Source organism: Arthrobacter sp. Y3221159, from assembly GCF_059089885.1.
This window is the reverse complement of record NZ_JBNHFC010000011.1, coordinates 45,003-70,828: the sequence shown is the minus strand read 5'-3', so window position 1 is coordinate 70,828 and position 25,826 is coordinate 45,003. Positions and strand designations below refer to the sequence as shown.

Annotated in this window: 23 protein-coding genes; 6 read left to right on the top strand and 17 right to left on the bottom strand. The window is 66.2% G+C overall.

Going from position 1 to position 25,826, the window contains the following annotated elements; genetic code table 11:
• Window positions 1-452: 452 nt before the first annotated feature.
• Together AC5RT3_RS12830 and AC5RT3_RS12825 are read right to left on the bottom strand one after the other, a co-directional pair.
• Window positions 453-1,031 (bottom strand): hemerythrin domain-containing protein, encoded by a 579-nt coding sequence (locus AC5RT3_RS12830; protein WP_494011281.1) that lies wholly within the window; start codon window positions 1,029-1,031, stop codon window positions 453-455.
• 247 nt (window positions 1,032-1,278) lie between these two features.
• A complete protein-coding gene (locus AC5RT3_RS12825; RefSeq protein ID WP_494011280.1) occupies window positions 1,279-1,737 on the bottom strand; it encodes a hypothetical protein in 459 nt (152 codons plus the stop codon).
• Window positions 1,738-2,090: 353 nt separating this feature from the next.
• Between AC5RT3_RS12825 and AC5RT3_RS12820 the strand changes: the two genes are divergently transcribed.
• The 3 genes from AC5RT3_RS12820 (at window position 2,091) to AC5RT3_RS12810 (ending at window position 6,651) form a co-directional block, all read left to right on the top strand.
• Window positions 2,091-4,307, top strand: a complete 2,217-nt coding sequence (locus AC5RT3_RS12820; protein ID WP_494011279.1) for a catalase — start codon at window positions 2,091-2,093, stop codon at window positions 4,305-4,307.
• Between the two features lie 188 nt (window positions 4,308-4,495).
• Window positions 4,496-5,695: a pyridoxal phosphate-dependent aminotransferase gene (locus tag AC5RT3_RS12815; RefSeq protein ID WP_494052759.1), complete on the top strand. Its 1,200-nt coding sequence runs from the start codon at window positions 4,496-4,498 to the stop codon at window positions 5,693-5,695.
• Window positions 5,692-6,651 (top strand): 2-hydroxyacid dehydrogenase, encoded by a 960-nt coding sequence (locus AC5RT3_RS12810; RefSeq protein WP_494103612.1) that lies wholly within the window; start codon window positions 5,692-5,694, stop codon window positions 6,649-6,651. The genes AC5RT3_RS12815 and AC5RT3_RS12810 overlap by 4 nt, the downstream gene beginning before the upstream one ends.
• A gap of 153 nt (window positions 6,652-6,804) precedes the next feature.
• On the opposite strand, the gene AC5RT3_RS12805 is transcribed toward AC5RT3_RS12810, so the two are convergent.
• Window positions 6,805-9,084, bottom strand: coding sequence for a beta-L-arabinofuranosidase domain-containing protein (locus AC5RT3_RS12805; RefSeq protein ID WP_494124347.1), 2,280 nt, complete (start codon window positions 9,082-9,084; stop codon window positions 6,805-6,807).
• A 135-nt stretch (window positions 9,085-9,219) separates the two neighbouring features.
• Window positions 9,220-10,278, bottom strand: coding sequence for a TerC family protein (locus AC5RT3_RS12800; protein WP_494011275.1), 1,059 nt, complete (start codon window positions 10,276-10,278; stop codon window positions 9,220-9,222).
• A 249-nt stretch (window positions 10,279-10,527) separates the two neighbouring features.
• On the opposite strand from AC5RT3_RS12800, the gene AC5RT3_RS12795 reads away from it, so the two are divergent.
• Together AC5RT3_RS12795 and AC5RT3_RS12790 are read left to right on the top strand one after the other, a co-directional pair.
• Window positions 10,528-11,193 carry a GntR family transcriptional regulator gene (locus AC5RT3_RS12795; RefSeq protein WP_494011274.1) on the top strand — a complete coding sequence of 222 codons (666 nt, stop codon included), beginning with the start codon at window positions 10,528-10,530 and terminating at the stop codon, window positions 11,191-11,193.
• Complete coding sequence (locus tag AC5RT3_RS12790; RefSeq protein ID WP_494011273.1) at window positions 11,190-12,365, top strand: MFS transporter; 1,176 nt, start codon at window positions 11,190-11,192, stop codon at window positions 12,363-12,365. The genes AC5RT3_RS12795 and AC5RT3_RS12790 overlap by 4 nt, the downstream gene beginning before the upstream one ends.
• A 122-nt stretch (window positions 12,366-12,487) precedes the next feature.
• Here AC5RT3_RS12790 and AC5RT3_RS12785 read toward each other — a convergent pair whose 3' ends face one another.
• From AC5RT3_RS12785 to AC5RT3_RS12770, 4 genes are all read right to left on the bottom strand, one after another.
• Entirely contained in the window at window positions 12,488-13,060 is a 573-nt protein-coding gene (locus AC5RT3_RS12785) for an MOSC domain-containing protein (protein ID WP_494124346.1), read from the bottom strand.
• Between the two features lie 34 nt (window positions 13,061-13,094).
• A complete protein-coding gene (locus AC5RT3_RS12780) occupies window positions 13,095-15,485 on the bottom strand; it encodes an ATP-binding cassette domain-containing protein (RefSeq protein ID WP_494124345.1) in 2,391 nt (796 codons plus the stop codon).
• Between the two features lie 76 nt (window positions 15,486-15,561).
• Window positions 15,562-15,981, bottom strand: a complete 420-nt coding sequence (locus tag AC5RT3_RS12775; protein WP_494011270.1) for a VOC family protein — start codon at window positions 15,979-15,981, stop codon at window positions 15,562-15,564.
• Window positions 15,969-16,358 carry a helix-turn-helix transcriptional regulator gene (locus AC5RT3_RS12770; protein ID WP_494011419.1) on the bottom strand — a complete coding sequence of 130 codons (390 nt, stop codon included), beginning with the start codon at window positions 16,356-16,358 and terminating at the stop codon, window positions 15,969-15,971. Before AC5RT3_RS12770 ends, AC5RT3_RS12775 begins: the two co-directional genes overlap by 13 nt.
• A gap of 280 nt (window positions 16,359-16,638) precedes the next feature.
• Between AC5RT3_RS12770 and AC5RT3_RS12765 the strand changes: the two genes are divergently transcribed.
• Entirely contained in the window at window positions 16,639-17,067 is a 429-nt protein-coding gene (locus AC5RT3_RS12765) for a CBU_0592 family membrane protein (protein WP_494011269.1), read from the top strand.
• Between the two features lie 24 nt (window positions 17,068-17,091).
• On the opposite strand, the gene AC5RT3_RS12760 is transcribed toward AC5RT3_RS12765, so the two are convergent.
• From AC5RT3_RS12760 to AC5RT3_RS12720, 9 genes are all read right to left on the bottom strand, one after another.
• The gene (locus tag AC5RT3_RS12760) at window positions 17,092-17,340 is read right to left on the bottom strand and encodes a hypothetical protein (protein ID WP_494124344.1); all 249 of its coding nucleotides are present in this window, start codon (window positions 17,338-17,340) and stop codon (window positions 17,092-17,094) included.
• A gap of 117 nt (window positions 17,341-17,457) precedes the next feature.
• Entirely contained in the window at window positions 17,458-18,444 is a 987-nt protein-coding gene (locus AC5RT3_RS12755) for a 3-hydroxyacyl-CoA dehydrogenase family protein (protein WP_494124343.1), read from the bottom strand.
• A 2-nt stretch (window positions 18,445-18,446) separates the two neighbouring features.
• Window positions 18,447-18,935, bottom strand: a complete 489-nt coding sequence (locus AC5RT3_RS12750) for a ribose-5-phosphate isomerase (RefSeq protein WP_494011266.1) — start codon at window positions 18,933-18,935, stop codon at window positions 18,447-18,449.
• Window positions 18,932-20,716 carry a dihydroxyacetone kinase family protein gene (locus AC5RT3_RS12745; protein WP_494124342.1) on the bottom strand — a complete coding sequence of 595 codons (1,785 nt, stop codon included), beginning with the start codon at window positions 20,714-20,716 and terminating at the stop codon, window positions 18,932-18,934. Before AC5RT3_RS12745 ends, AC5RT3_RS12750 begins: the two co-directional genes overlap by 4 nt.
• A 52-nt stretch (window positions 20,717-20,768) precedes the next feature.
• Entirely contained in the window at window positions 20,769-21,770 is a 1,002-nt protein-coding gene (locus tag AC5RT3_RS12740) for a sugar phosphate isomerase/epimerase family protein (protein ID WP_494011264.1), read from the bottom strand.
• Between the two features lie 2 nt (window positions 21,771-21,772).
• The gene (locus tag AC5RT3_RS12735) at window positions 21,773-22,891 is read right to left on the bottom strand and encodes a Gfo/Idh/MocA family protein (protein WP_494011263.1); all 1,119 of its coding nucleotides are present in this window, start codon (window positions 22,889-22,891) and stop codon (window positions 21,773-21,775) included.
• Window positions 22,876-23,577, bottom strand: coding sequence for a ThuA domain-containing protein (locus AC5RT3_RS12730; RefSeq protein ID WP_494011262.1), 702 nt, complete (start codon window positions 23,575-23,577; stop codon window positions 22,876-22,878). Before AC5RT3_RS12730 ends, AC5RT3_RS12735 begins: the two co-directional genes overlap by 16 nt.
• A gap of 21 nt (window positions 23,578-23,598) precedes the next feature.
• Window positions 23,599-24,603: a sugar phosphate isomerase/epimerase family protein gene (locus tag AC5RT3_RS12725; protein ID WP_494052772.1), complete on the bottom strand. Its 1,005-nt coding sequence runs from the start codon at window positions 24,601-24,603 to the stop codon at window positions 23,599-23,601.
• A gap of 31 nt (window positions 24,604-24,634) precedes the next feature.
• Window positions 24,635-25,825: a Gfo/Idh/MocA family protein gene (locus AC5RT3_RS12720; RefSeq protein ID WP_494124341.1), complete on the bottom strand. Its 1,191-nt coding sequence runs from the start codon at window positions 25,823-25,825 to the stop codon at window positions 24,635-24,637.
• Between the last annotated feature and the right edge of the window lies 1 nt (window position 25,826).

The window sequence follows — 25,826 nt, the reverse complement described above, 5'->3', positions numbered from 1 at the left end:
CTCCGCTTAGAGCACACCCTAACCTGACGTCAGGTTCTGCTCAGAAATCTAGTCAGAATAGGGCCCGATTGATCAGTTTCGGGCGCAAGCGATGGAGCGTCTATGTTTGATCCGGACATTGACTGGCGCCAGCCAAGACGCAGGAAGCATGCTGCGCAACCTACCGCTAGTTAAAGTGAAAAGCCTCCCCACTCCAAAAAGCGCGGCTGGGCTAACCCCTCCGCGACGAACGGATCCCCGCCAATAACCGTTTAGCTTCCTCCCGGGACTTGCAGATCCCCATCGGGGCGCCGGCCGATCTTCAGCCAAAAACGGCCCCCCAGGGCGATGAGCCCGCCGCCATTAGCGTGGAAGGCTTCGAACTAGCCTGATGGCGGGGTACGTCTCGTAAACACGTAACGGCGATGCCGTCAGCGAGGCTGTACAAAACCACGCACTCCACTCGGCATGCCCTACGCGCTCGTGTTCCTGCCTGTGAGCTTGTCCAGTAACCGGTCCACCATCCCAACGCCCGGGCCAATCGTCTTGTGGAACAGCTCCGAATGGGGCGCGCTTGGGTGCGGGCGGGTGGGCGCCAGCTTTTTCGCTTTTCCTACCTTCTCACCCATGGCCACGAGCTTCTCCCGCGGGATGTGCTGGCGCAGCTTCGGGAACTGATCCGACTCCTCGTCACCGGCGTGATGCGTTAGCTGTCCTTCAAGCTCGCGAACAAGATCCATGAAGGAGGCATCTGATGGCTCGGCTTTCTCCAGCTGTTTCATCAGTTTGACGATGTCGTCGTGCTCCTTCTTGTCGTGCTCAACTTCCTCCTTGCCGTTGGGCACGTGGTCCTCAATGGCGGGGTAAACGTACATTTCCTCCGCCACGGCATGGCGCATGACCTCTGCAATCAGGGTGTCCGCAAGGTCCCTGCGCTGGCTTACATCCGGCGCGGTGTGGATCTGACCAATCAGTGCAATCATGTCCTGGTGGTCAGCGGTCAGGATGTCCACGACATCCACGTCCGCGCGGGCGGAATTGGTATCACTCATGACTCGGCCTCCTCCTTGAATCGCTTCTTGTTAGCGCGGTGGAACGGTCAAAATACCACGCGGAAACAGTGGGATAAAGAGGCGTGGGACTCCTTACATCTGATATCTCCTCCGCCAGGTAGCAGCATGATTTAGTTGTGACCTAGACGATCCATTCTTGCGCGAGCTGACCCAGGTCCGCCGCCTGGAGGTCTTCTTTTTGTCACCTAACCACGCCGCGTGTTCCTAACCTCCGTGGTCAATACATCTAGGTGGCGTGGCCGAAACGCTCCTGCGCAGTTCGGGCGGACGTGCCGAGGGCAGCGCCGATAGCCTCCCAGGAGTCGCCCTTCGCGCGGGCAGCCCGGACGGCGGCTTCTAGCTCGGCCTCGGCCTTCGCAGCAGCCGTACGGGCAGCGGTGATTCGGCGGAAGTCCGTGGCGTCCGTGTCAACGTGAGGGACCGGGTTCAGGCGAAGGAGCGTACCATCCACCCGCAGCGGTGCGGTTAGGTGCTCGATGTGCAGGACGTAGCCTTCTTCCGGTTGGTGCTGTACGTAGGCGGTGAGGACGGTCTTTCCATCGCCGTCATCAAAGTCCACTTTCCCGTAGCTCTCACTCGGGCCAACAGGCCATGGACGCGGTCTCAACCGCCCTGAAGCTTCGTACTGCGCCAGCTCGTCCTCCCCGACCCTGACCTCGGGGACGCGTGCTTCGCGTGGGGTCATCCTGATCGTCCTCCTTCAACTTGTCTAGCCACCGCACCCGGCACTTCGCAGCGGCATTTGGTCAGTGCTCGAGTACAGATACCAGTACAACTCACCGCGTATTGAAACTCACGAGTACCGGGTACTCGATCCTTCCCGCTCTGAGCACGGTCCGGACCCGTTCGACGAGTCCGTTGCAGACGTATTTACGCAGGAACCCGTTCCATGACAGGAAGGCTCGCCACCGGGCCGCGTTTGCCGGTTCGTGTGAAGGATTTGTGGCATGAAGCATCGTTGCCTAGGGTACTAAGCACGCTTAGTATCTTGGTTTCGACAGCGGACTGCCAGATTTCCCATCCTGAGGAGAAGAATTCGTGCCAGAAGAGAGCAACATCCACATCCCCGGCGTCCCCGCCAGCGAGCCCGCCAGCCTGGGGGAACCGACAACTCCGCGGGAGCCGCTGCCGCCAAAGCCGGACCAGCGAGGACCTGAAGCGGTCTCGCCTACTGGAAGCCCAACAGGGGCGCCGGCCACGGCACGGGCCCAGTCCGGTCAGTACCTGACTACCGCCCAGGGGTTGCGAGTTCGCGACACCGACCACTCCTTGAAGGCCGGTTCGCGCGGCCCAATCCTGCTGCAGGACCACCACCTGCGGGAGAAGATCACGCACTTTGACCACGAGCGCATTCCCGAGCGCGTGGTGCATGCCCGGGGCGCCGGGGCCCACGGTGTCTTCCGTTCCTACGGCACTGCTGCAAACATCACCCGCGCGGGCTTCCTGGCCAAGGACGTGGAGACCCCGGTCTTTGTCCGCTTTTCCACCGTGCTGGGTTCCCGTGGTTCTGCTGACACGGTCCGCGACACCCGGGGCTTTTCCACCAAGTTCTACACGGATGAGGGCACGTACGATCTGGTGGGCAACAACATCCCCGTCTTCTTCGTCCAGGACGGCATCAAGTTCCCGGACATCGTTCACGCCGCGAAGCCGCACCCGGACCGGGAAATTCCCCAGGCGCAGAGTGCCCATGACACGTTCTGGGATTTTGTCTCCCTGCACACCGAGGCCCAGGCGCACACGATGTGGAACATGTCCGACCGGGGAATCCCGCGTTCCTACCGGACCATGGAAGGCTTCGGCGTCCACACCTTCCGGTTCATCAACGCCGAAGGCCGCACCACCCTGGTGAAGTTCCACTGGAAGCCAAAGCAGGGCGTCCACTCACTGGTGTGGGAAGAAGCGCAGATCATCAACGGCATGGACCCGGACTTCCACCGCCGGGACCTCGCCGACGCCATCGAAGCCGGCGCCTACCCAGAGTGGGAGCTCGGCGTCCAGACCTTCCCGGACACCGAGGACCAGATGTTTGAAGGCATCGACCTGCTGGACCCCACCAAGTTCGTTCCCGAAGAACTGGCTCCCGTCCAGCCCATCGGCGTCATGACCCTCAACGCCAATCCCACCAACTTCTTCGCCGAAACCGAACAGGTGGCGTTCCACCCCGGCCACCTCGTCCCCGGGATCGACGTCACCAATGATCCCCTGCTCCAGGTGCGACTCTTCTCATACCTTGACACCCAGATCTCCCGGCTGGGCGGGCCCAACTTCGGCCAGATCCCCATCAACCGCCCGCAAGCCCCGGTGAATGACATGCTGCGGGACGGCATGCACCAGCAGGCGGTCCACGGCGGAGTGGCTCCCTACCAACCCAACTCGCTCGACGGCGGCTGCCCCTTCCTCGCTGGACAGGATCTTGGTGCTTTTATCGACGTGCCGGAGGAAGTGGCTGCCGCCATCAAGGAGCGGAAGAACCCGGCATCCTTCGATGACCACTACAGCCAGGTGAGCCTCTTCTTCCGCAGCCTGAGCCCGGTGGAGCAGGACCACGTGATCCAGGCCTACACCTTCGAGCTCGGCAAGTGCTACGAAAAGTCCATCCGCGAACGGCAGCTTGCAGCCCTGGCCAACGTGGACGCCGGCCTGTGCGCAGCAGTGGCCAAAGGCCTGGGCGTGCCCGCCCCGCAGGCCACAGAGCAGGTTCCGGAATCCGATCCCAGCCCCGCCCTGTCACAGGTGGGCAAAACCTGGCCCGTTGCTGGCCGCATCGTCGGGATTCTCGCCGATGAGGACAGCGACCTGGCTGCCGTGAACGCAGCACGAAAGGCGCTGGACGCCCAGGGCATCGTCCCCCTGGTCATCGCCCCCCAGGGCGGCTTCCTGGGAACAGGGAACGACGGCGGGGTTCCCGTGCAACGGACGTACCTCACCGCCCGCTCCACCGAGTTCGACGCCGTCATCGTTGCGGCTTCTGCCGCACCGGCACCCGACGCCGAACCTGGACTCGACGCGAAAGCCGGAACCCCCGGGAGCGCACTGGATCCACGGGCGGTCCTGCTGCTTACCGAAGCGTTCCGTCATGCCAAGGCCATTGGCTCCTTGGCCACCAGCGCGGATGTCTTGACGGCCACGGGCATACCCGAGGATGCACCCGGGATCGTTACCGGGGAGAACGCTGAAGCCTTGGTCACGGAATTGACCGGGCTGCTGGCAGCCCACCGGGTCTGGGAACGGTTCCCGGTTACGTCCGCCTAGGCACGCCCGAGGAAAGCTGGCCACTAGAGGGGAGCGCCGCCGTCGTTCCGCCGGCAGGCGCTCCCTTCCCTGCCGCTGCCTGCGTATCCATAAATTTTCGAGCAGGTCTATATATCAAAGCTCGCATTCTGATATATTAGCCAGGGATCGGCAGTACCGATTATCAACTCGATGAGGAGTGGAACAGCATGCAGCAACTCGCACACCGGCTCGACCGGCTGGGCACCGAGACCGCCTTCAGCGTCGCGCAGGCCGCCGCGTCCTGGAAGGCGCAGGGGAACCGGGTATACCCGTTCCATCTCGGCGATATTAACATCCCTACCGCCCCGCACATCGTCGAGGCGATGAACAAGGCTATTGCGGACGGCTACACGGGCTACTGCCCGGGCCCCGGCATTCCGCAGCTGCGGGAGGCCCTCGCCGATGACCTCGGCTCGCGCCGCGGCATCCAGTTCTCACCGGACAACGTGGTGGTCATGACCGGCGGCAAGCCCGTCATCACCAAGTTCCTCCAGGCGGTCATGAACCCCGGCCAGGAAGTGCTCTACCCGAACCCCGGCTTCCCCATCTACGAATCGCAGATCGAATACCTCGGCGGCACGTCCGTTGCCTACCGCTACGTGCCCACCTCCACGGGCTTTGCCATCGACCTCGACCAGATCCGTGCATCGATCACCCCTAACACGGTCGCCATCATCTACAACGACTTGCAGAACCCGATTTCTGCTGAGTCCACTGCCGCAGAACGCGAGGCCATCGCTCAAATCGCCATCGAGCACGATCTCTGGGTGCTCTCCGACGAGGCGTACTTCGAGACCCGCTACGAAGGGGTTTCCCACTCGATTGCGTCCCTGCCTGGCATGGCAGAGCGCACCGTGATCCTCTACACCTTCAGCAAGAAGTTCGCCATGACGGGCTCCCGGCTGGGTTGCGCCGTCGCCCCGGTCGAGATTGCCAAGGTGCTCAGCACGCTCAACACCAACGATGAGTCCTGCACCACGCACTACGTGCAGTGGGCCGGCATCGAAGCACTCCGCGGCCCCCAGGAACCGGTGCAGCAGATGCTCGACATCCTGAAAACACGCCGGGATGCAGCCTGTGAACTCCTGAACGGCATCCCCGGCATGCACGTCGCCGTCCCGCAGTCCACGTTCTACCTGTTCCCGGACGTCACGGACGCCATGGAGCGCATGGGCTTCACTGCAGTGGGCGATTTCGCCACCGAGGCCCTGTACAAGACCGGCGTCTCCTTCTGTACCCGTGAGCACTTCGGCCGCCGCCAGCCCGGCGAAGACCGGCAGTACATTCGGCTCGCGTACTCGGGCATCGACGTTCCGGACATCCGCGAAGGCCTCGGCCGCCTGCGGGAATGGATCGAAACCGCATGAGCCGCGTCGTCGTCACGGGACGTATCCCCGAACCAGCACTCGAGAAACTCCGCGCCGAGCATGAGGTCGACGCCTGGGCAGGCCCGGAATCCATCAGCCGTGAGGAACTGCTGCGCCGGGTCGCCGGCGCAGACGCCGTCGTCAGCCTGCTCACCGAACGCATCGACGCCGAACTGCTCGACGCCGCCGGCCCGCAGCTCAAAGTCGTCGCCAACGTAGCCGTCGGCTACGACAACATCAACGTCCCGGCCTGCACAGAGCGGGGCGTCGTGGCCACCAACACCCCGGGCGTGCTCATCGACGCCACAGCGGACATCGCGCTCAGCCTCATCCTCATGGCCACGCGCCGGCTCGGCGAGGGCGAACGGCTCATCCGCTCCGGCGAGGCCTGGAAGTGGGGCATGTTCTTCCTCCTCGGCAGCAGCCTCAAGGGCAAGACCCTCGGCGTGGTCGGCATGGGCGGCATCGGCCAGGCCACCGCACGCCGTGCCAAGGCCTTCGGCATGGAAATTGTCTACCAGTCCCGCAGTGAAATTGATCCCGCCATTGCATCTGAGCTGGGTGCCCGGCGGGTGGACCTCGACGAGCTGCTGGCCGTCTCCGACGTCGTTTCGCTGCACTGCCCCTACGGACCTGCCACACACCACCTGATCGGTGCGGAGCAGCTGGCAGCGATGAAGGACTCGGCGTACCTGGTCAACACAGCCCGCGGACCTATCGTCGACGAAGCGGCGCTTGCAACCGCACTGCGCGACGGCGTCATCGCGGGAGCCGGCCTCGATGTCTACGAGCAGGAGCCGACGGTGCATCCCGGGCTGCTGGACCTCGACAACGTGGTCCTGCTGCCGCACCTGGGCTCTGCCACCGTGGAGACGCGCACCGCCATGGCGATGCTCGCCGCGGACAACGCACTCGCCGTGCTCAGCGGGGAACAGCCGCCTGCCCCGATCGGGTAGCAGGCCACAGCCGCCGTGCCGCAGATTTCCGGGGGAACGGATCTGCGGCACGGCCATCCTTAAACGTGCGACGGCGGTTCCGCAGCATCCGGCGCAGCAGTACGACGTCGGGACGCACCAAAGCGGGCAACTCCGGCTGGGCGGATCCCAGGGTCAGGCTCCCCGCCGGAGCAACGCAACGGAGAGCAGATCGCCGGACGTGCGGCCGGGCAGGGCGTGGACACTGAAGACCAACCGTCCGTCTGCTTCGTTGCCGGGGGAGGCCGCCGGAATTTGGTAGTCGAGCACCACCGTGTCGCCGTCCTGGCGCTCCAGCGCGGGCCGGTCCAGCACTGCGCCGTTCAGCCGCAGCTGATGGCCGCGCCCTTCGGCAGCCCGAAACCGGACGCGCAGGGTTCCCGCCTCCTGCCCAGGGTCCCAGAGGACGTAGGAGAACCACCCGGTGGCACTGCGCCAGTGCAGCCCGTCCCCGCCGCCGGCGCGTGTGGACTTCCCGGCGAAGCCGTGGTCGGATTCGGGCTGTTGTTCCCCGGCCATGACCTCGTCCACCACCGCCGTGCGTTCCGCGGCGGCCTGGTCCAGGAGCCGCCGTTCGGCGGACCGCCGGGTGGGATCGCCCGTTGGCCAGTAGACGGTGTAGCGCTCGTCGTGGATGCCGGCGAACGGCTCCAGCAACACAGTGCCCGCGCGCCCGGATGCGTCCACCACGTCGATTTGGGCACGCAGCGCCTCCCGGTCCACCAGCCTGATGGCACCGCAGTCCGGCACCACGGGAGCCTGGCTGAGCGGCAGCATGGGTCCGGAGGCGACGTGCCCCATCCGTTCATCCGGCGCCTCAAATACGGGGGCATCTCCGGTTCCAGCCCGGGCACCCAGCACCACGGGGCCGTACCGGAACGAGATCCAGGGGGACCCGTCCGGCAGGGCCTCGGCAGCGAAATGGGCCCGCAGCCGGATGAGCACAGTTGAGGTGCCCTGCCAGGTGCGGCTGATGCTCACGTACTCGCCGTCGTCGTCCGCGCTCCCGCCCGGCCCTGTACCGGCGTCGACCTCCATATCCGCAGCCCAGGAGGGCCGGCGGAGCCGGATGGTTGCCTCCACCGGTGCTTCCGCGCTGACAACCAGGGCCACGTGGTCGGAGAACGGAAACCCGGTTTCCAGCCGCACGCGCAGGCCGTACTCCTGCCAGTCGAGGGTGGACGGGATGTACAGGTTGACCAGGAGGTCATTCCCGGCGCGGCTGTAGATCAGCTCCCCATAGCGGGCGTGGTTCTCCAGGCCGGACCCCACACAGCACCACATGGACTCCTGCGCCCGCGAGTACACGCGGTAATGCCCCGGCCGCATGGGCGTGAAGTACACCAGCCCGCCCGTCCCGGGGTGCTGCGAGGACAGGATGTGGTTGTACGTGGCCCGTTCATAGAAGTCCATGGCGGCCGCGTGACCAAGGGCCTCAAAGCGCAGCTTGGCCAGCTTGAGCATGTTGTACGTGTTGCAGGTTTCCGGTCCCTGCGGGTCCTGGACCATCGGGGAGAAATCCGATGCCGGATGGAAGTGCTCGCGTACGCTGTTCCCGCCGATGGACACCGACCGCCGGGACACTACTGACTCCCAGAAGATATCGCACGCATGTGCTAAATCCGCGTCATCCGTCGGGCCGGCCAGCCGCGCGTAACCCACCACCTTCTGGATCTGGGTGTTCGCGTGCAGGCCGTCGAGCAGGTCCTGCCCGGCAGCCAGCGGATCCAGCAGTGCACGGTGCGAGAAGCGCCGGGCCTCCCGGAGGTACTCCTCCCGGCCGGTCAGCTCCCACAGAATGGCAAAGGCCTCGTTCATGCCGCCGAATTCGGCGTGGAGAACTTCCTCGAACGCGTCATTACCGAGGTGCGCCGAGACCCGCAACCACCAGCCCGCCAGACCGGCGGCAACGTCCAGCGCTTCCGTAGACCCAGCGAACACGTGGGCGTCCAGCAGCCCTGCCAGCGTTTTGTGCAGGTTGTACAGCGGAACCCACCGGCCATTGAGCGTGAACAGGTCTGCATCCACCTCACCGCGGGCCAGTTCCTTGCCGAGGTCCCGGCCTTGGGGCACCCCACCCACGTAGCCGTCACCGTGCGCGGCCTGGCAGGTTCCGAGGATTACGACGGCGGCGCGCACCTTCGCCAGGAGTTCCGGGTTGCCGGTCGCTGCATACAGCTTGGCGCAGCCGGACAGGTAGTGTCCGCCGATGTGGCCGCGCAGGCCGTCCGATTCCCAGTTGCCGTAGGGTTCCGCGGCGGACTCCAGTCCGGCCTCGTGCAGATAGGGTGCGAACAGCCGGTCGGCGTCGAGGGACAGGATGTAGCGGACGGAGGTCTCCTGCGCCTGCCGGAACCTGCTGTCCAGGAGCCGGATCCGGTCCAGCGGGAAGGAGGTCGTCCTTGCATTCGTCACGCCACTCCTCTTCGCCTAAACCGCCAGCCACAGTTTTCCTACAACGATGTAGATTATGCGGGCAAACAGCGGGGACAGCAAGCCCCTGTGCCGCGCCTGCTGTCCCCGCTGCGTCTTTTGCCTACCTGGCAGCGGCTACCGGACGGACTCTTCGGCGGGCGGGACGTCCTCCTTGCCCTGAAGCCGGGAGCTCCTGCCCCACAACGGCTGCAGCGCTTCGAGCTCCTCCGCTGTGGCATTGCGGAAAGGCGGTACTGCCGGCGCGGGCGGCTCTTGCCGCGCCTGGCCGCGGGTGGCGATCAGGCTCGCGGCGATGGAGACCCCAAGGATGGCGGTGATGACAGCGAGGGAGACCGGCGTCGGGATGTAGTAGACGTCGATCTTGAGCGCCATCTTGATGCCCACCCAAACGAGCACCAGCGCCAGGCCGGCCTTCAGGTACACGAACCGGTGGATGAGGTCCGCCAGCAGGAAGTACATGGCGCGCAGGCCCAGGATGGCAAAGGCGTTGGCCGTGAACACCAGGAAGACCTCGTCTGTCACGGCGAAAATGGCGGGGATGGAGTCGACGGCGAAGATGATGTCCGTGACCTCCACCAGGACAAGGACCGCCAGCAGGGGAGTGGCGAGCAGGACACCGCTCCGCCTGATGAGGAGCCGCTGGCCATGGAATGCGTCCGTCATCGGCACATGCCGCCGGAACAGCCTCAGGGCCCGCGATTTCTCCGGGTCGATGTGCTCGTTTCGCTGTTTGAGCATCCGGTACCCGGTGAAAAGCAGGAAAGCGGCGAACAGGTAGAGGACCCAGCCTGCACTGGCGATGATCGCCGATCCGGCCGCGATGAACAGGCCGCGGAACACCAGCGCCCCCAGGACGCCGAAGAACAGGACCCGGTGCTGGTACTCGCGCGGGACGGCGAAGAAGGTGAAGATGATCGCCCAGACGAACACGTTGTCCACCGCCAGCGACTTTTCGATGAGGTAGCCCGCGAAGTACTGCTGCCCGAACTCCGCGCCGTACATCACCCAGACAAGGCCGCCGAACGCGACGCCGCACAGCACCCACAGCGTTGACCATGCCGCCGCTTCACGTACGGAAATGACGTGCGCATGCCGGTGGGCGACGAGGTCGACGACGAGCATGAGGAGGATGAATCCGATGACAGCGAACCACATCCACAGGGGAATACTCATGGAGCACCTGCTTCCAGCCAGTAGTTACCAACTGGAGGTCTCTCCCGGGCCATAAGCTGGCCTGTCCACCGGAAGGCGCTGGGGCCTACGTACTGACGATGGACGGAGTGGGGGATACTCCCCTCCGGAGAAACTAAGTTAACTGCTTTCCCGCGCGCTGGCAACTGCCAGGGCCCGCTCGCCGGCTGCAATTCCCCCAGTCTGCTGTATAGATGTATACATGTATGATTCTGGATGGAGGTCGCACCAATGCCAGAATCACCGGCTCGGAACACCGGAGCCCACGTTGTCTACGCCGAACTGAAGCGCCGTATCCTCACCCTGGAGCTCAAGCCGGGGGAGCGTATCTACGAACCGGCAATGGCCGCAGCGCTCCAGGTGAGCCGAACACCCCTGCGTGAAGCGGTGCGGCGGCTCATTTCCGAGAGCCTGCTGGAGCAGCAGCCAACCGGCGGCGTGGTGGTGCCGGGGCTGGACGAGGCCGCAATATCCGAACTCTATGAGGTACGGGCTGCCATGGAGTCCCTCATGGCGCGGAACGCCTGCATCAAGGCGACAGAGGCCGATATTGAAGCGCTCCGGGGCATCCTTGCGCGCAACGCCGCCATGGTGGAATTTGCCGATGACGCCATGCAGCAGGGCATGGCCCTGCATGCCAAAATCGCGGACATCGCCGGGAATTCCTGGGCCCGCCGCTTCCACGAGCAGATTTCCAGCCAGATGGAACGGTACCGCCACTTCACCAACAGCACCCAGGAGCGGCGGGACCAGGCCCTGGACCAGCACCGGACGCTGGTGGATGCTGTGGCGGCCGGCAAACCAGAGAAGGCCGCCAAGGTCGCCTTTGACCACGTGATGGGTGCCCGGGACGCCGCCCTGCGCACCATCACCGGCAACGGCCTGGCCATCCCGTGATCGGGGAACTTGGACGCCGCTCCGCCACAGCCCTGCTGATCCACTCCACCCTGATCCAGGCCGTCACCTTCCTTGTCCGGCCGGCCGCCACTTACCGTGCGCTGGAGCTGGACGTTCCCAGCTTCGCCCTGGGGCTGCTCGCCGCCAGTTATGCCGTCTTTCCCCTGCTGCTCGCCGTCCCCACGGGCAGCCTGGTGGACCGCCTGGGTGAACGCAGGCTGATGGCGGCCGGGTCCGCCGTCGTTCTGCTGTGCTCCGCGTTTCTGCTGCTGTGGGGTTCATCGATCGTGGCGCTGGTGGCCGGAACGGCGCTGCTGGGCGCGGGACAGCTTGCCTGCGTGGTGGGGCAGCAGGCTGTGGTGGCCAACAACGCCGCCGCAACCCGGTTGGACTCCGCCTTTGGCTACCTGACGTTCGCGGCGTCCCTGGGGCAGGCTTTGGGGCCGCTGGCAATTTCGCTCGTGGGCGGCGCTTCTGTCCGCCCCGATACCCAGGCCATCTTCTTCCTTTCGGTCTGCATGAGCCTGGTGCTGTTCGCAACAACCTTCGTCATCGCGGCGAAATTCGGGGGAGGAAAGAAGAAGGCAGTTGCCGCAGTTGGCGGTAAAGGCAGCGCCCTTGGGCTGTTGAGGGCCCCCGGGGTAGCCAGAGCCCTGGCCACCAGCGCCACTGTCCTTGCCGTCGTGGACCTCACCATGGTCTACCTTCCCGCGCTTGGCGCCGACCGCGGATTCACCGCCGCAACCGTCGGCGCCATGCTGACCGTCCGGGCCGTGTTCTCCATGGCCTCCCGGATCCTGCTGGGGCGGATTGCCCGGAAGATCGGCCGCATGCGGCTGCTGGTGGTCAGCCTTGCCCTGTCCACCGCCGCCTTGGCGGCCGCCGCAATCCCCATGCCGGCGTGGCTGCTGTTCGTCGTTATGGCGCTGCTCGGACTGGGGCTTGGCATCGGCCAGCCCCTCACCATGTCCTGGCTTTCGTCGCAGGCTCCGGCAGGGCAGCGCGGGCGGGCCCTTGCCCTGCGGCTTGCGGGGAACCGGATGGGCCAAGTGGTGCTGCCCAGCGCCATCGGCGTTGTCGCGGCGGGCCTTGGCACCGCCGGCGTCTTCCTTGCCTCGGCGGCAGTGGTGGGCGGAACGCTCGTGCTGCTCCGGGGCGTGCGGCTGGACTGACCCGTGCCTGGATAGTTCGCCCACACTGGCCCAGTTTTTGCCTGGCAGCCGGGATAGTCACCAGCACCGGGCACGAAAAGGTGCCAAAGTTGGGCTGGTTTGGGAGGCTGCCCGCCGGAGCGTTAGGGCAGCCGCGACGGGCGCAGCACGGTGGGCACGCCGGCCTGCAAGGGGTCCAGCGGTACCGGGCTGACCAGGACTGCCGGGCCGCGGTGCAGGAAGCCGCCGGACAGGGCGCGGCAGCGGATGCCCCCGCGCCCGCGCATCGCGGCGTGGGCGCCCGGGGCGAGCATCCCGTCCATCCACGCGCACGGCTGGGCGTGCCGCCCGGCGTGCAGCGTTACCGCCGAGCCGCCCGACTCCACCACGAAGTCCTGCCCCAGCAGGGGAGCCAGTTGCGCCCCGCGGAGCACCACGTTCCGCCGGGTCAGCAGCGGATCGAAGGGCCCGGCCCCCAGCTCGGCGGCGATCGCCTCCAGGGATTCGACGGCGAACAACGTCACAGCGGCATCCATGTGGGCCGCCTTGCCGAAGAAGCGGTCTCCCACGATGCCCTTGCCCGCCACCACCTCAGCCTCTTCCGCGTCCACCGTGGGCACGGCGGCGGACCCGTCCCGGGCACGGCCAAAGTAGGCATGCCCGGGGGACACCAGCAGGTGCAGGATCTCGACGTCGTAGCGGTAGTTTTCGGCCATGCCTCCACCGTAGGCGGTTGCGCGCGGGAGCGGACTACGGCCCCACGTAGGTGGCCAGGTGCTGCCCGGTCAGCGTGGCCCGCTTGGCCACAAGGTCAGCCGGGGTGCCCTGGAAAACGATCCTGCCGCCGTCGTGCCCTGCTCCGGGTCCGATGTCGATGATCCAGTCGGCGTGCGCCATCACGGCCTGGTGGTGCTCAATGACGATCACTGACTTGCCCGACTCCACCAGGCGGTCCAGCAGGCCCAGCAGGTTCTCGACGTCGGCAAGGTGCAGGCCCGTGGTGGGCTCGTCCAGGATGTAGACGTCGCCCTTCTCCGCCATCTGCGTCGCCAGCTTCAGCCGCTGGCGCTCGCCGCCGGACAGGGCGGTGAGGGGCTGGCCAAGCGTGATGTAGCCGAGGCCCACGTCCGCCAACCGCTCCAGGATTTTGTGGGCGGCCGGTGTCTTGGCTTCGCCCTGGCTGAAGTAGGCCAGTGCCTCCTCGACGGACATTGCCAGCACTTCGGCGATGTTGCGGCCGTCCAGCGTGTACTCCAGCACGGCGGCCTGGAACCGGCGGCCCTCGCAGTCCTCGCAGGTGGATTCCACCGTGGCCATTACGCCGAGTTCGGTGAAGATCACGCCGGCGCCGTTGCAGGTGGGGCAGGCGCCCTCAGAGTTGGAGCTGAAGAGTGCCGGCTTGACCCCGTTGGCCTTGGCGAAGGCCTTGCGGACGGGTTCCAGGAGCCCGGTGTAGGTGGCCGGGTTGCTGCGCCGGGAGCCCTTGATGGCGCCCTGGTCGATGGTGATGACGCCTTCGCGTTTCGCGAGTGAGCCGTGGATGAGCGAGCTCTTGCCGGAGCCAGCCACGCCGGTGACCACGCACAGGACGCCCAGCGGCACGTCGACGTCCACGTTGCGCAGGTTGTTGGTGGACGCGCCGCGGATTTCCAGCGCCCCGGCCGTTGTGCGGACTGACTCCTTGAGCCGGGCCCGGTAGCCGATGTGCCGCCCGGTGACGGTGTCGCTGGAACGCAGCCCGTCGACGTCGCCCTCGTAGACGACCTCGCCGCCGCCGGAGCCGGCCAGCGGTCCGAGGTCGACGACGTGGTCGGCAATGGCGATGGTCTCGGGTTTGTGCTCCACCACCAGGACGGTGTTGCCTTTGTCGCGCAGCTGCACCAGGAGGTTGTTCATCCGCTCGATGTCGTGCGGGTGCAGGCCGATGGTGGGCTCATCGAAGACGTAGGTGACGTCGGTGAGGGAAGAGCCCAGGTGGCGGATCATCTTGGTGCGCTGCGCCTCGCCGCCGGAGAGGGTGCCGGCGGGCCGTTCAAGGGACAGGTAGCCCAAGCCAATCTCCGCGAAGGAGTCCAGCAGGTCCCGGAGCCCGGCGAGCAGCGGCCGGACGGAGGGCTCGTCCAGGTCGCGGATCCATTCGGCGAGGTCGCTGATCTGCATGCTGCAGAGGTCCGCGATGTTCTTGCCCTTGATCTTCGAGGACAGCGCCTCCGGCGTCAGCCGCGTGCCCTTGCACTCCGGGCAGGTGTCGAACGTGACCGCCCGCTCCACGAAGCGGCGGACGTGCGGCTGCATGGCCTCCACGTCCTTGGACAGCATGGATTTCTGGATCTTGGGGATGATGCCCTCGAACGTGAGGTTGACGCCTTCCACCTTGATCTTGGTGGGCTCGGCGTACAGCATGGTGTCCAGCTGCCTCTTGGTGAAGGACGCGATGGGCTTGTCCATCGGCAGGCCCATCCCCTCGAACAAACGCCCGTACCAGCCGTCCATGGAGTAGCCCGGCACGGTCAGGGCGCCCTCGTTAAGGGACCTGGAATCGTCGTAGAGGGCCGTCCGGTCGATGTCGCTGATGTTGCCCATGCCCTCGCAGCGCGGGCACATCCCGCCCAGGTACGTCACCTGCTGGACGACGCTCTTCTCCACGCGGCCGCCCTTCTCCGTGCTCATCACGCCGCTGGCCTTGCGGGTGGGGACGTTGAAGGAGAAGGCGGTGGGCGGGCCCACGTAGGGCTTCCCCAGCCGGCTGAACAGGATGCGCAGCATGGCGTTCGCGTCCGTGGCGGTGCCCACCGTGGAGCGCGGGTTGGCGCCCATCCGTTCCTGGTCCACGATGATCGCCGTCGTCAGGCCCTCCAGCCGGTCCACGTCGGGACGGGCCAGGCTGGGCATGAACCCCTGCACGAACGCGCTGTACGTTTCGTTGATCAGCCGCTGCGACTCCGCGGCGATGGTCGCGAACACCAGCGAGCTTTTCCCTGACCCGGAGACTCCCGTAAAGACCGTCAGCCGGCGCTTGGGCAGTTCCAGGCTGACGTCCTTGAGGTTGTTCTCCCGCGCGCCCTGGACACGGATGGTGTCGTGGCTGTCGGCGACGTGCATTCCGGCTGTGGGGGTGCTGGTGCTCGTGTCCGTGCTCATGAGGTCTCCATTTGTTCGGCCGTTTGGGCGGTGGGAGGCCGGGTCGGAGCCTCCCTTGGCGTCGCTGGGTTCAAGCTTAGGGCTGCTGGTTGATCCGAACGGTGTTGCCGGCGGGGTCGCGGAAGGCGCAGTCCCGGATCCCGTACGGCTGGTCGATGGGTTCCTGGACGACGTCGGCCCCGCTCGCCTCCACCTTGGCGAAGGCGGCGTCCACGTCCGGGGAGGACAGGACCACCGTTGCGAAGGTGCCCTTGGCCATCATTTCGGCGATGGTGCGGCGCTCGTCGTCGGTGACGCCGGGGTCCGCCGCGGGCGGGTAGAGGACGATGGAGACGTCAGGCTGGCCTGCCGGGCCCACGGTGATCCAGCGCATGGTGCCGCGGCCAACGTCATTGCGGATTTCGAAGCCCAGGGCGTCGCGGTAGAACGCCATCGAGGCGTCCGGATCGGTGTGCGGAAGGAAGCTGGAGGAGATGGTGATGTTCATGGCAGCCATGCTAGTTGCGGCTCCGCAAGCGGCGCTTCTCGATTCCTGACCGGTCTGCTGACCTGCTTTTCAACGCAGGCGGGGATGCCCGCCGTCGAGCGTTCCGCCTCCTGTTTGTAGGTGCTGGGAGGCATGCCCACCAGCTCGCTGAAGCGGGTGCTGAAGGTGCCCAGCGAGGAACAGCCGACGGCGAAGCACACCTCAGTGACGCTGAGGTCGCCTTTGCGGAGCAGCGCCATGGCGCGTTCAATCCGCCGGGTCATGAGGTAGCTGTAGGGCGATTCGCCGTAGGCGAGCTTGAAGCGGCGGCTGAAGTGGCCGGCGGACATATGGACGTCCCTGGCCAGCGATTCAACATCCAGCGGTTGGGCGTACTCCCGGTCCATCCGGTCCTTGACGCGGCGAAGCTGGGTGAGTTCGCGGAGGTAGGGGTCGGAGGTCACACCTCAGATCGTGCTACGGGGCAGGGGAGTTGTCCAGAGGTGTGCAGCATCACGGTTCAGCAGTGAAAATGGCCGGTTCCCCGCGGGATATGATTGTGCCGCCGGCCAGTATGAGGCCCTCGCCCGGACAGGGCTCGAGAAAACGCAGCACCGGCAAAACCGAACCTTCATTGCTATCGAAACCCCTGCCCGGATACTGTCCGGGACATCTTGAAAGGACGCCATGGAACTGCTGTGGGAAATTGCCGGCTGGGCAGGCGCGGCTGCGATTCTCAGTGCATACCTGGCCGTGTCCATGGGCTGGTTGAAGGCCGGCAAGGGTTTCCAGGTGGCGAACCTGTTCGGTGCCGTTGCCTTCATTATCAACGGCACCTTGCACGGGGCCTGGCCCTCGGTGTTCACCAACGTGGCGTGGTTCCTGATCTCCGCGGTCGCACTGGTCCGTATGCGGGCAACGGACGGCCCCGCTGCCGCTGCCGCCGAAGCTTCCCAGGTGCAGTACCCCGGCGTCCCGGACACCACCGGCCAGATGGCGGTGGTTGAGGTCCTGACGGGCGCCATCCCCGTGGTGGCTCCCCGCCCCACGATGGCGCCGGCACCGGCGGCGTGTTCCGCACCTGCCCTGGCTGAGGGGCAGCGGCTGGCCGTCTAGGCTCGTGCGCTGGTCCACCCCGCGCTAGGGGCGGGGTGCCTCCACCCGGACCTCACGGTAGCGCGGGGGAATGCGCACAATCTCAAGTTCGGCCAGGTCGAGGAGCAGCCTGTCGCCGGTCAAGGTGTCGAGAATCCAGACGAGCCCCTGGTCCGGGGCAGTGCCCGTCACCGGGCCGCGGTGAACCAGGGTGTTCTTGTAATACGCTTCGACGGCGTCGCCTGACGCGAGTTCGCGACAGAAATCGACGTCGATGTGGTCACTGCTGGCCATGACCTTTCCCCGCCTCTCGCATGGGAGTTTTCCTGGTTCGATTCTCCCGGGCGCAGGTGTCCGCAAGGTGTCTTCGGGGTGATCTTCTGCTGACGCGATCGGACACCCACGAAGTGCTCAGTTGATCGGTGCCGGACCCAGCTCGTCAAGCAGCTTCTGCATGGCTACGTACGCCTTGTTGCGGTAGGCGATCAGCTCGGGGATTCGTTCGGCGGGGACGTTGAGGAACCCGGCGCCGGTTTTGGTGCCAAGCTTTCCGGCGTCCACCAGGTCACTCAGGATTTTCGGCGTGGCGAACCGCTCCGGAAAATCGGTCTGCAGGGACTTGTAGCAGAAGTCGTAGATGTCCAGCCCGGCCATGTCCGCGATCGCAAACGGCCCGAAGAAGGGCAGCCGGAAGCCGAACGTGGTGCGGACCAGGGTGTCAACGTCGTCCGCGGTTGCTATGCCCTGCTCCACCAGCTGCGCGGCTTCATGGAACAGCGCGTACTGCAGGCGGTTGAGGACGAAGCCGGTGGCGTCCTTGACTACTGCTGTTTGCTTTCCGGCTGCGTGGACAAGGCCGCGGACAGTCCCCACAACCTCCGGCGAGGTGCCCGCATGCGGAATGATCTCGACGCCGGGGATGAAGGGTGACGGGTTGGAGAAGTGGACGCCCAGGAACCGTTCCGGGTTGCTGACCGGCCGGGAGAGTTCACCGATGGAGATGGTGGAGGTGTTGGACCCGATGACGGCGTCCGCCCGGGCCGCCTGGCTGATGCGGGACAGCGTCTGGTGCTTGACCGCAATGATCTCGGGGACCGCTTCCTCGATGAAATCAGCGTCGGCAACGGCTTCCTCGATGTCGCTGGCTGCCCAGAGGTTCTGCTTGAGGGTTTCCGTGGAACCGGCGGGGAACAGCCCGTCGGCCACGAACTGGTCCGACTCCGCCAGGAGCCGGTCGTAGTTGCTCCGCGCCACTTCGGCGGACACGTCGGCGAGTGCCACGCGTGCTCCACCGAGCGCCAGGACCTGGGCGATCCCGCCGCCCATGTACCCCGATCCGACGACGGCGACGTGCCGGGTAACGTTCGCGGGGCTTGGGCTGTTTGCTGCTTCAGGCATGTTTAGACTGCTTTCGTGGATTCGGGCTCGTAGGAGCAGATGGCGTCCACCTTGGCGGCGGAAGGTGACGTTGTGTCGAAGCGGTGGCTGAGCCACTCGCCCACGAGCTTCTTGGCCAGTTCCAGGCCGATGACGCGCTGGCCCATGGTGAGGACCTGCGCGTTGTTGCTCATGACGGATCGTTCCACGGAGTAGGAGTCGTGGGCGGTGACGGCCCGGATGCCGGGCACCTTGTTGGCCGCGATGGCCACGCCCAGTCCGGTGCCGCAGATCAGCAGGGCACGGTCCGCCTCGCCGTCTGCCACCTTCCGGGCGGCGAGGACGGCGACGTGCGGGTAGGCGGTGGAGTCGCCGGAAGCGACCCCCACATCCAGCACCGACTCAACACGGCTGTCAGCTTCGAGCAGCGCCTTCAGCGCTTCCTTGTATTCGACGCCGGCTTCATCGTTGCCGATGACGATCCTCCATCCTGCCCCGGCAGCGGCGCTCATGCGTGAGCTCCATTTCCGGACATGTAAGCGACCTGCCTGGGATAGGACAGCGGCTGTGAAGAATCGAAGTAATCGGAAACCCGCGTAGCGATCAGGGCAAAGGACACTGCTCCGGGATCCGGGTGGCCCAGGCTCTTTTCGGCCAGCGGCCGTGCCCTCCCCTTCAGCGGGCGCAGGGATGCGGTGGCGTCGGCAGCCTGGCGCGCGGCGGTCACCGCGGAGGCCAGCGCCCCGGTCACTGGCGCCCCCACTTCGAACGTGGCCAGGAAGGCCTCCCGGAAGGGAAGCAGCGCGTCCACCATTGTCTTCTCGCCCACATCAGCCTTGCCCAGGCTGGTGACGGCCTCCACGAAGGCGTTCACGGCGGCCGCCGCGTCCCCGCCGCTGTACGAGTCCTTGTTGCCGAGGGCATGCCCGGCCGCCGCGAGGGCAGATCCCCACAGTGCCCCCGACGTTCCGCCTGCGCGTTCACTCCAAGCCTCCCCGGCCGCGGTCAGCACCCGCTGCACGGAGGCGCCGGCAGCCGTGGCGTGCAGGGCGGCTGCCGCTGCCGCTTCCGCGCCGCGTCGCATGCCGATGCCGTGGTCGCCGTCGCCGGCTATCGCGTCCAGCCTGCCCAGCTCTTTTTCATGATCGACGACGACGGCCCGCGCCTGCGCGAGCACGACGGCTGCCAGCCGGCCCAGCTCAGCCGCTGCCGCCGTCGCAATTTCCTCCTCAGCAGCCGCGGTGCCCTCCTGTTCGCCCCGATCCAGGGTCCGCAGTGCCCGGCGTTCCCGCCCTGCCATACTGCCCTTGCGGAACCCGGGCGTATCGGCCGGGGCTGCCCAGTAGCGCTCCAGTTCCTCGTCCAGCCACAGCAGCGTAAGGGACAGCCCGGACATGTCCAGGCTGGTGACCAGCTCTCCGCACTCCGGCTCCACGATCGTCAGTCCCGCAGTGGTGAGGAGTTTCTCGATCTTGCCGAACAGCAGGAACAGTTCCTCGTACTTGACCCTGCCCAGGCCGTTGAGGATGGCCACCACGCGGTCGCCTGCATCTTCCGGCTTGTCCTCCAGCAGCCGGGAGACCAGCAGTTCCGCGAGCTCGGAGGCCGTAGGCAGCGGATGCTCGGAAATCCCCGGTTCGCCATGGATGCCCAGGCCCAACGACATCTGGCCGGCGGGCACGTGGAACAGCGGTTCCGCAGCCCCGGGAAGCGTGCAGCCGTCGAAGGCGACGCCGAGCGTTCGGGTGCAGTAGTTGGCGCGGATGGCCAGCTGTTCGACGGCGTCCAGGTCCAGTCCCGCTTCCGCCGCGGCGCCGGCGATCTTGAAGACGGTCAGGTCACCGGCAATTCCACGGCGCTTATCAATTTCATCCAGGGGGGCGCTGGCGATGTCATCCGTGACCAGGACCGTCCGCGTTTCGATGCCTTCGGCGTTAAGCCGCTGCTGGGCTTCGCCGAAGTGGATCACGTCCCCCGCATAGTTGCCAAAGCTGAACAGCACTCCGCCCCCGGTGTCCGCCGCCTTGGCCACGCGGTAGGCCTGGCCGGCGGAAGGTGAGGTGAAGATGTTGCCGCACACCGCACCTGCAGCCAGGCCGGGGCCCACCAGGCCGGCAAACGCGGGGTAGTGACCGGAACCGCCGCCCACCACCACCGCCACCTGGCGGTGCGCCATTTCGGTGGAACGCACAACGCCTCCGTCCACGCGGGCCACGTACCCGCGGTTGGCGGCCACGAAGCCGTCCAGTGCCTCCTCCACGAAGTCGGCGGGGTCGTCAAAAATCTGGGTCATGGTTTCCTCGTTTGGATCCTTGTAGGAAGGCCGGCCTTCAGGCCCTGGGCAGTCACGCGTTGACGAGGTCCGCCGTCGGCTGTTGCCGTCCCTGCGCAACATGGCTCTCGCCCAGCGCATAACCGTCCCGCTTGGGAAGCACGTGGCGCCGGAGGTAGTCCTGGTTGCTGGCGGAGACGCTCAAGCCGTCCCCGCCGTAGTGCTCGGTGCAGAGGATGCCCTGGAAGCCGGCGGACAGCGCCAGCTTGAAGGCCTCGCGGTAGTTAATGAGGCCGCTTTCCATCGGAGCCGGAATGGTCACATACGTGCCGCGCGCGGCGTCTTCGTCCCGGAAGTAGTTCTTCATGTGCCAGTAGTTGGAGTAGGGCAGGGTTTTGGCCACCATCTCACGCCAGTCCTCCACCGGCCGGTGCAGCCGGACCAGGTTGCCCAGGTCCGGGTTCAGGCCCACGTTCGGAAGCCCGATGTCCTGGACGAGGCGCACGGACGAGTCCGCGGTGCCGAGGTAGGTGTCCTCGTACGTTTCAAGCGAAACAAGGACACCTACCTGCGCGGCGTGCCGGCCGAGTTCGCGAAGGCGGGCGACGGCGTCACCCCACGCTTCCTTGTCTCCCGACGGGTCCTTGTGCCCTTCCACCGTCCAGAACCACAACTGCTTCTGCTGCTCCGGGGTGATGGCCTGGTGGAGCCCGAAGGAGACAACCTCGCAGCCCAATTCCGCAGCGGCGTCGATGGTGCGGTGGCTGTAGGCCAGGTTGGCCTCCCAGTTGCGCAGATCGATCACGCTGCGCCGGATCGCGGAAATGGCCGGGATGCCAATGCCCACCTCCTCTGCCGCCTGCTTGAATTCGGCGAGCCGGTGCCGGCTCAGGTCGCCGGGCCGCAGCCAGCTGTCCGTCAGGTCCGCGTTGGCAAACCCGGCATCCTTCACCTCAGCCAGCGCCTCGGCCCAGGCGGATGGATCCGCGTCGTTGACGTGGGTTCCGTCGGGGCTGGTACCCGGAAAGGGAAGCATCGCCGCGGCGACGGGCCAGTTTTCCGCTGTGTAGGCCATACCTAGGATGCTTCCTGGGCCTGAAGCGCGTCCTCCGCCAGGACAGTCAGCTCCACGCTGTCCGGCCGCTCCACCGTGCTGGTGATGCGGACAGCCGAACCGCTGTGCGCTGATTCGAGCACGGATTCCATGACCTCCAGGGCGTGGTAAGCCATCGCACCGCCGGCGCGGGGCTCAGTGCCGGGCGCCGTGGAGGCGAGATCCGCGATCCCAAAGCCGCGTCCGGAGTCCACGTAGCCAGCCGACACGGGGAGCGTCTGCCAGTCCTCTGCCCCAAGGGAAAACAGCTGGACATCGCCGTCAAAATGGTTGGGGTCAGGGACCACCAGAGATCCGCGCTCGCCGTGGATCTCGATGTTCGGGGACTTGGACTTCACGGCGTCGAAGCTCATAAACAGGGTGGAGAGCGCACCGGACGCATGGGTCAGGACACCGGTCACGTGCGAGTCGATGGTGACGGGGATCTTTTCACCCTGGCGCGGCCCCGAGCCGATAGTCCGCTCGTTCCGGGTGTGGCTCGCCGCGCCCACCACCGACACCACCGGCCCCAGCAGGGTCACCAGGGCGGTCACGTAGTAGGGGCCCATATCCAGGAGGGGCCCGCCGCCGGGCTGGTAGTAGAAGTCCGGGTTTGGGTGCCAGCGCTCGTGGCCGGGGGTCACCATGGTGGCGCTCGCGGAGACGGGTGCGCCGATGAGGCCGTCGTCGATCGCCTTGCGTGCCGTCTGGATGCCGGTGCCAAGCACGGTGTCAGGAGCACAGCCGACGACGACGCCCGCCTCCCGCGCGGCGTCCAGCACCTGCCGCGCCTCCCTAGTGGTGGCAGCAAGGGGCTTCTCGCCGTACACGCTCTTGCCCGCCGCGATCGCCTTCAGTGCCACCTCGGCGTGCGCCGCAGGGATAGTAAGGTTCAGGACCAGTTCGACGTCGTCCGCGGCCAGGAGTTCGTCCACGGACACTGCGCGGACGCCATCGTACTGCTCCGCCACCGCCTGCGCCCGCGCCGGATCCAGGTCGGCCACCGCCACGAGTTCGATGTCATTGAGCTTGCGGAAGTTGACGAGGTACTGCGCGATGATGGCTCCGCAGCCAACGATCCCTACTTTCAACGGCTTGCCCACAGCAGGCCCCTTTCGATGATGGTGCGGACGTTCTGGTCCTGGAGGATTTCCACCCGGTGGCCGGGGGTGGCGACGAAGATCCGGCCTTTGCCCCACTGGCGGGTCCAGATGGCCGGGGACGTGACTTCACGGTTCCAGGGGTCCCACTCGCGGACTTTCTGGGTGGTGGTGGCGAGGACGTCGATGTAGTCGTCGGAGAGGACCCAGTACTGTTCGGTGACCAGGTCGAAGTCCTTGATGCCTTTGGTGATGGGATGCTCGGCGGCTGCCGGCAGCATGTTGACGGTGTAGGGAACGTAGTTGTCGGACTGTTCTCCACTGCACTCGTCCGGGTGCTTGCCGGGGTGGCAGGCGAACTGGCCGCCGATCAGGTGCAGGTAGTCCGAGTTGTTGCGGTAGGAGTCGGCGATGCCGCCGTGCCAGCCGGCCAGGCCGGTGCCGTTTTCCACGGCTGCCCGCAGTCCGGCGAACTCGTCCTTTTCGATGGTGGACATGGTCATGCACTGCATGACCAGGTCCACCCCGGCCATGTAGTCGGCGTCGGCATAGATCTTCGGGGATTCCTCGACGCGGACATCGTAGCCCTGCTCCTTGAGGTAGGGGATGAACTCTTCAGTGGCTTCGACCGGCTGGTGTCCGTCCCAGCCGCCGCGCACCACCAGTGCTGATTTGTTCTGGGTTGTCATTTTTCCTCTTGAATCGTCTGTTCAGCGGGTGGCGAAAGCGGCGTCGAACGCGGCTGCGGGCGGGGCGATCCGGGCAAGTTCCTGGACCATCGCCAGGGCCTGCGGTGCACCGATGAGGCGGTCCATTCCGGCGTCCTCCCATTCGATGCTGGTGGGGCCGGTGTAACCGATGGCGTTCAGGGTCCGGAAGATCCGGTTCCATTGCACATCCCCGTGCCCTGCCGTGACGAAGTCCCAGCCGCGGCGCGGATCTGCCCAGGCAAGGTGGGAGCCCAGGCGCCCGTTGCGGCCGTCCAGCTGGCGGACGGATTCCTTGACGTGGACGTGGAGGATGTGTTCGGCAAAGTCCTGCAGGAACATCACGGGGTCCAGGTCCTGCCAGATGAAGTGGGACGGGTCGAAGTTCAGCCCGAAGCTCTTGCGGTGCCCGATGGCTTCGAGGGTTCTCTTGGCGGTCCAGTAGTCGTAGGCGATTTCGGACGGGTGGACCTCCAGGGCGAACCGGACGCCCTCTTCCTCGAAGACGTCCAGGATCGGGTTCCAGCGGTCCGCGAAGTCCCGGTACCCGGCGTCGATCATTGCCTGCGAGGCGGGCGGGAACATGGCCACTGCCTTCCAGATGGACGAGCCGGTGAACCCTGTCACGGTCTTGACGCCCAGGCGCGCCGCTGCCCGTGCCGTGTCCTTCACCGACTCCGCTGCACGGCGGCGGACTCCTTCGGGTTCCCCGTTTCCCCAGATTTCCGGGGACAGGATGCCCTGGTGGCGCTCATCGATGGGGTCGTCGCACACTGCCTGGCCGGTGAGGTGGTTGGCGATGGCGAAGACCTGCAGGTTGTTCTTCTCCAGGATGTCCAGCCGGCCTTCGAGGTAGTTGTCGTCCTCCGCCGCGCGGCGCGGGTCCAAGTGGTCGCCCCAGCAGGCGATCTCAAGCCCGTCGAAGCCCCACTCGCCGGCGAGCCGGGCCACCTCCTCAAACGGCAGGTCGGCCCACTGGCCGGTGAAAAGCGTGATTGGTCGTGTCATCAGGTTTCCTTCGTTGCGTGCGGAAGCATGCTCAGACTTTTTGCCACTGGCTGGAGTTGGCGGCGCTGGATTCCACGGCGGCGAGGATCCGCTGCACCTGCAGGGCGTCCGCGAAGGACGGTTCCGGCTGGCGGCCTTCGCCGATTGCCGTGACGAGGTCCACCACCTGGTGGGTGAAGCCATGCTCGTACCCGAGCCCGTGCCCGGTGGGCCACCAATTTCCCACATAGGGGTGCTCGGGTTCGGTGACGAAGATCTTGCGGAAGCCGGCGTCGGGGGATTCAGCGGCGTCGTAGAAGGACAGGACGTTCATGTCCTCGAAGTCGAAGGCCAGGGAGCCCTTGGTGCCGTTCACTTCCAGCCGCATGGCGTTCTTCCTGCCAAGCGCGTACCGCGTGGCCTCAAAGACGCCGATGGCACCCGTGGAAGCAGCGCCGTCGAACTTTGCGCTGAAGATGGCTGCGTCATCGACGGTGACCTTCCCCCGGGGCGCGTCGCTGCTGAGGTCGCCGTGCCCGCCCAGTCCTACCAGGTCGCCCGCCAGGGGGCGTTCAGGGACAAAGGTTTCGAGCAGTGCCGACACCCCGGTGATGTTCCGGCCGGTGACCCACTGGGCCGCATCGATGCTGTGGGCCCCGATGTCGCCCAGGGAACCGGACCCGGACTTGCTCTTGTCCAACCGCCAAGTCATGGGGGCGTTGGCGTCGGACAGCCAGTCCTGGAGGTACTGGGCCCGGACGTGGCGGATCTCGCCGAGCCGGCCCTGTTCCACGAACCGCTTGGCCAGGGCCAGGGCAGGCGTGCGGCGGTAGCTGAAGCCGCACATGGAGGCGATGCCCTGCTTGGCGGCGGTTTCAGCTGCCAGGGTCATCCGTTCGGCTTCCTCCACGGAGTTCGCCAGCGGCTTCTCGCACAGCACATGCTTGCCCGCCTCAAGGGCGGCAATGGCGATCTCGGCGTGGGTATTGCCCGGCGTGCAGATATCGATCAGGTCGATGTCGTCCCGCTCGATCAGCCGGCGCCAGTCCGTTTCAACCGATTCCCAGCCGAACTTGTCCGCTGCCGCGCGTACGCCCTCGGCGTTCCTGCCGGCGACGGCGGTGAGTTCCGGCTGCAGCGGCAGGTCGAAGAACCGGGGCGCGGTGCGCCAGGCGTGGGAGTGGGCGGCGCCCATGAAGGCGTAGCCCACCATGCCTACCCGCAGGGGTTTCGCGGTGGTCATA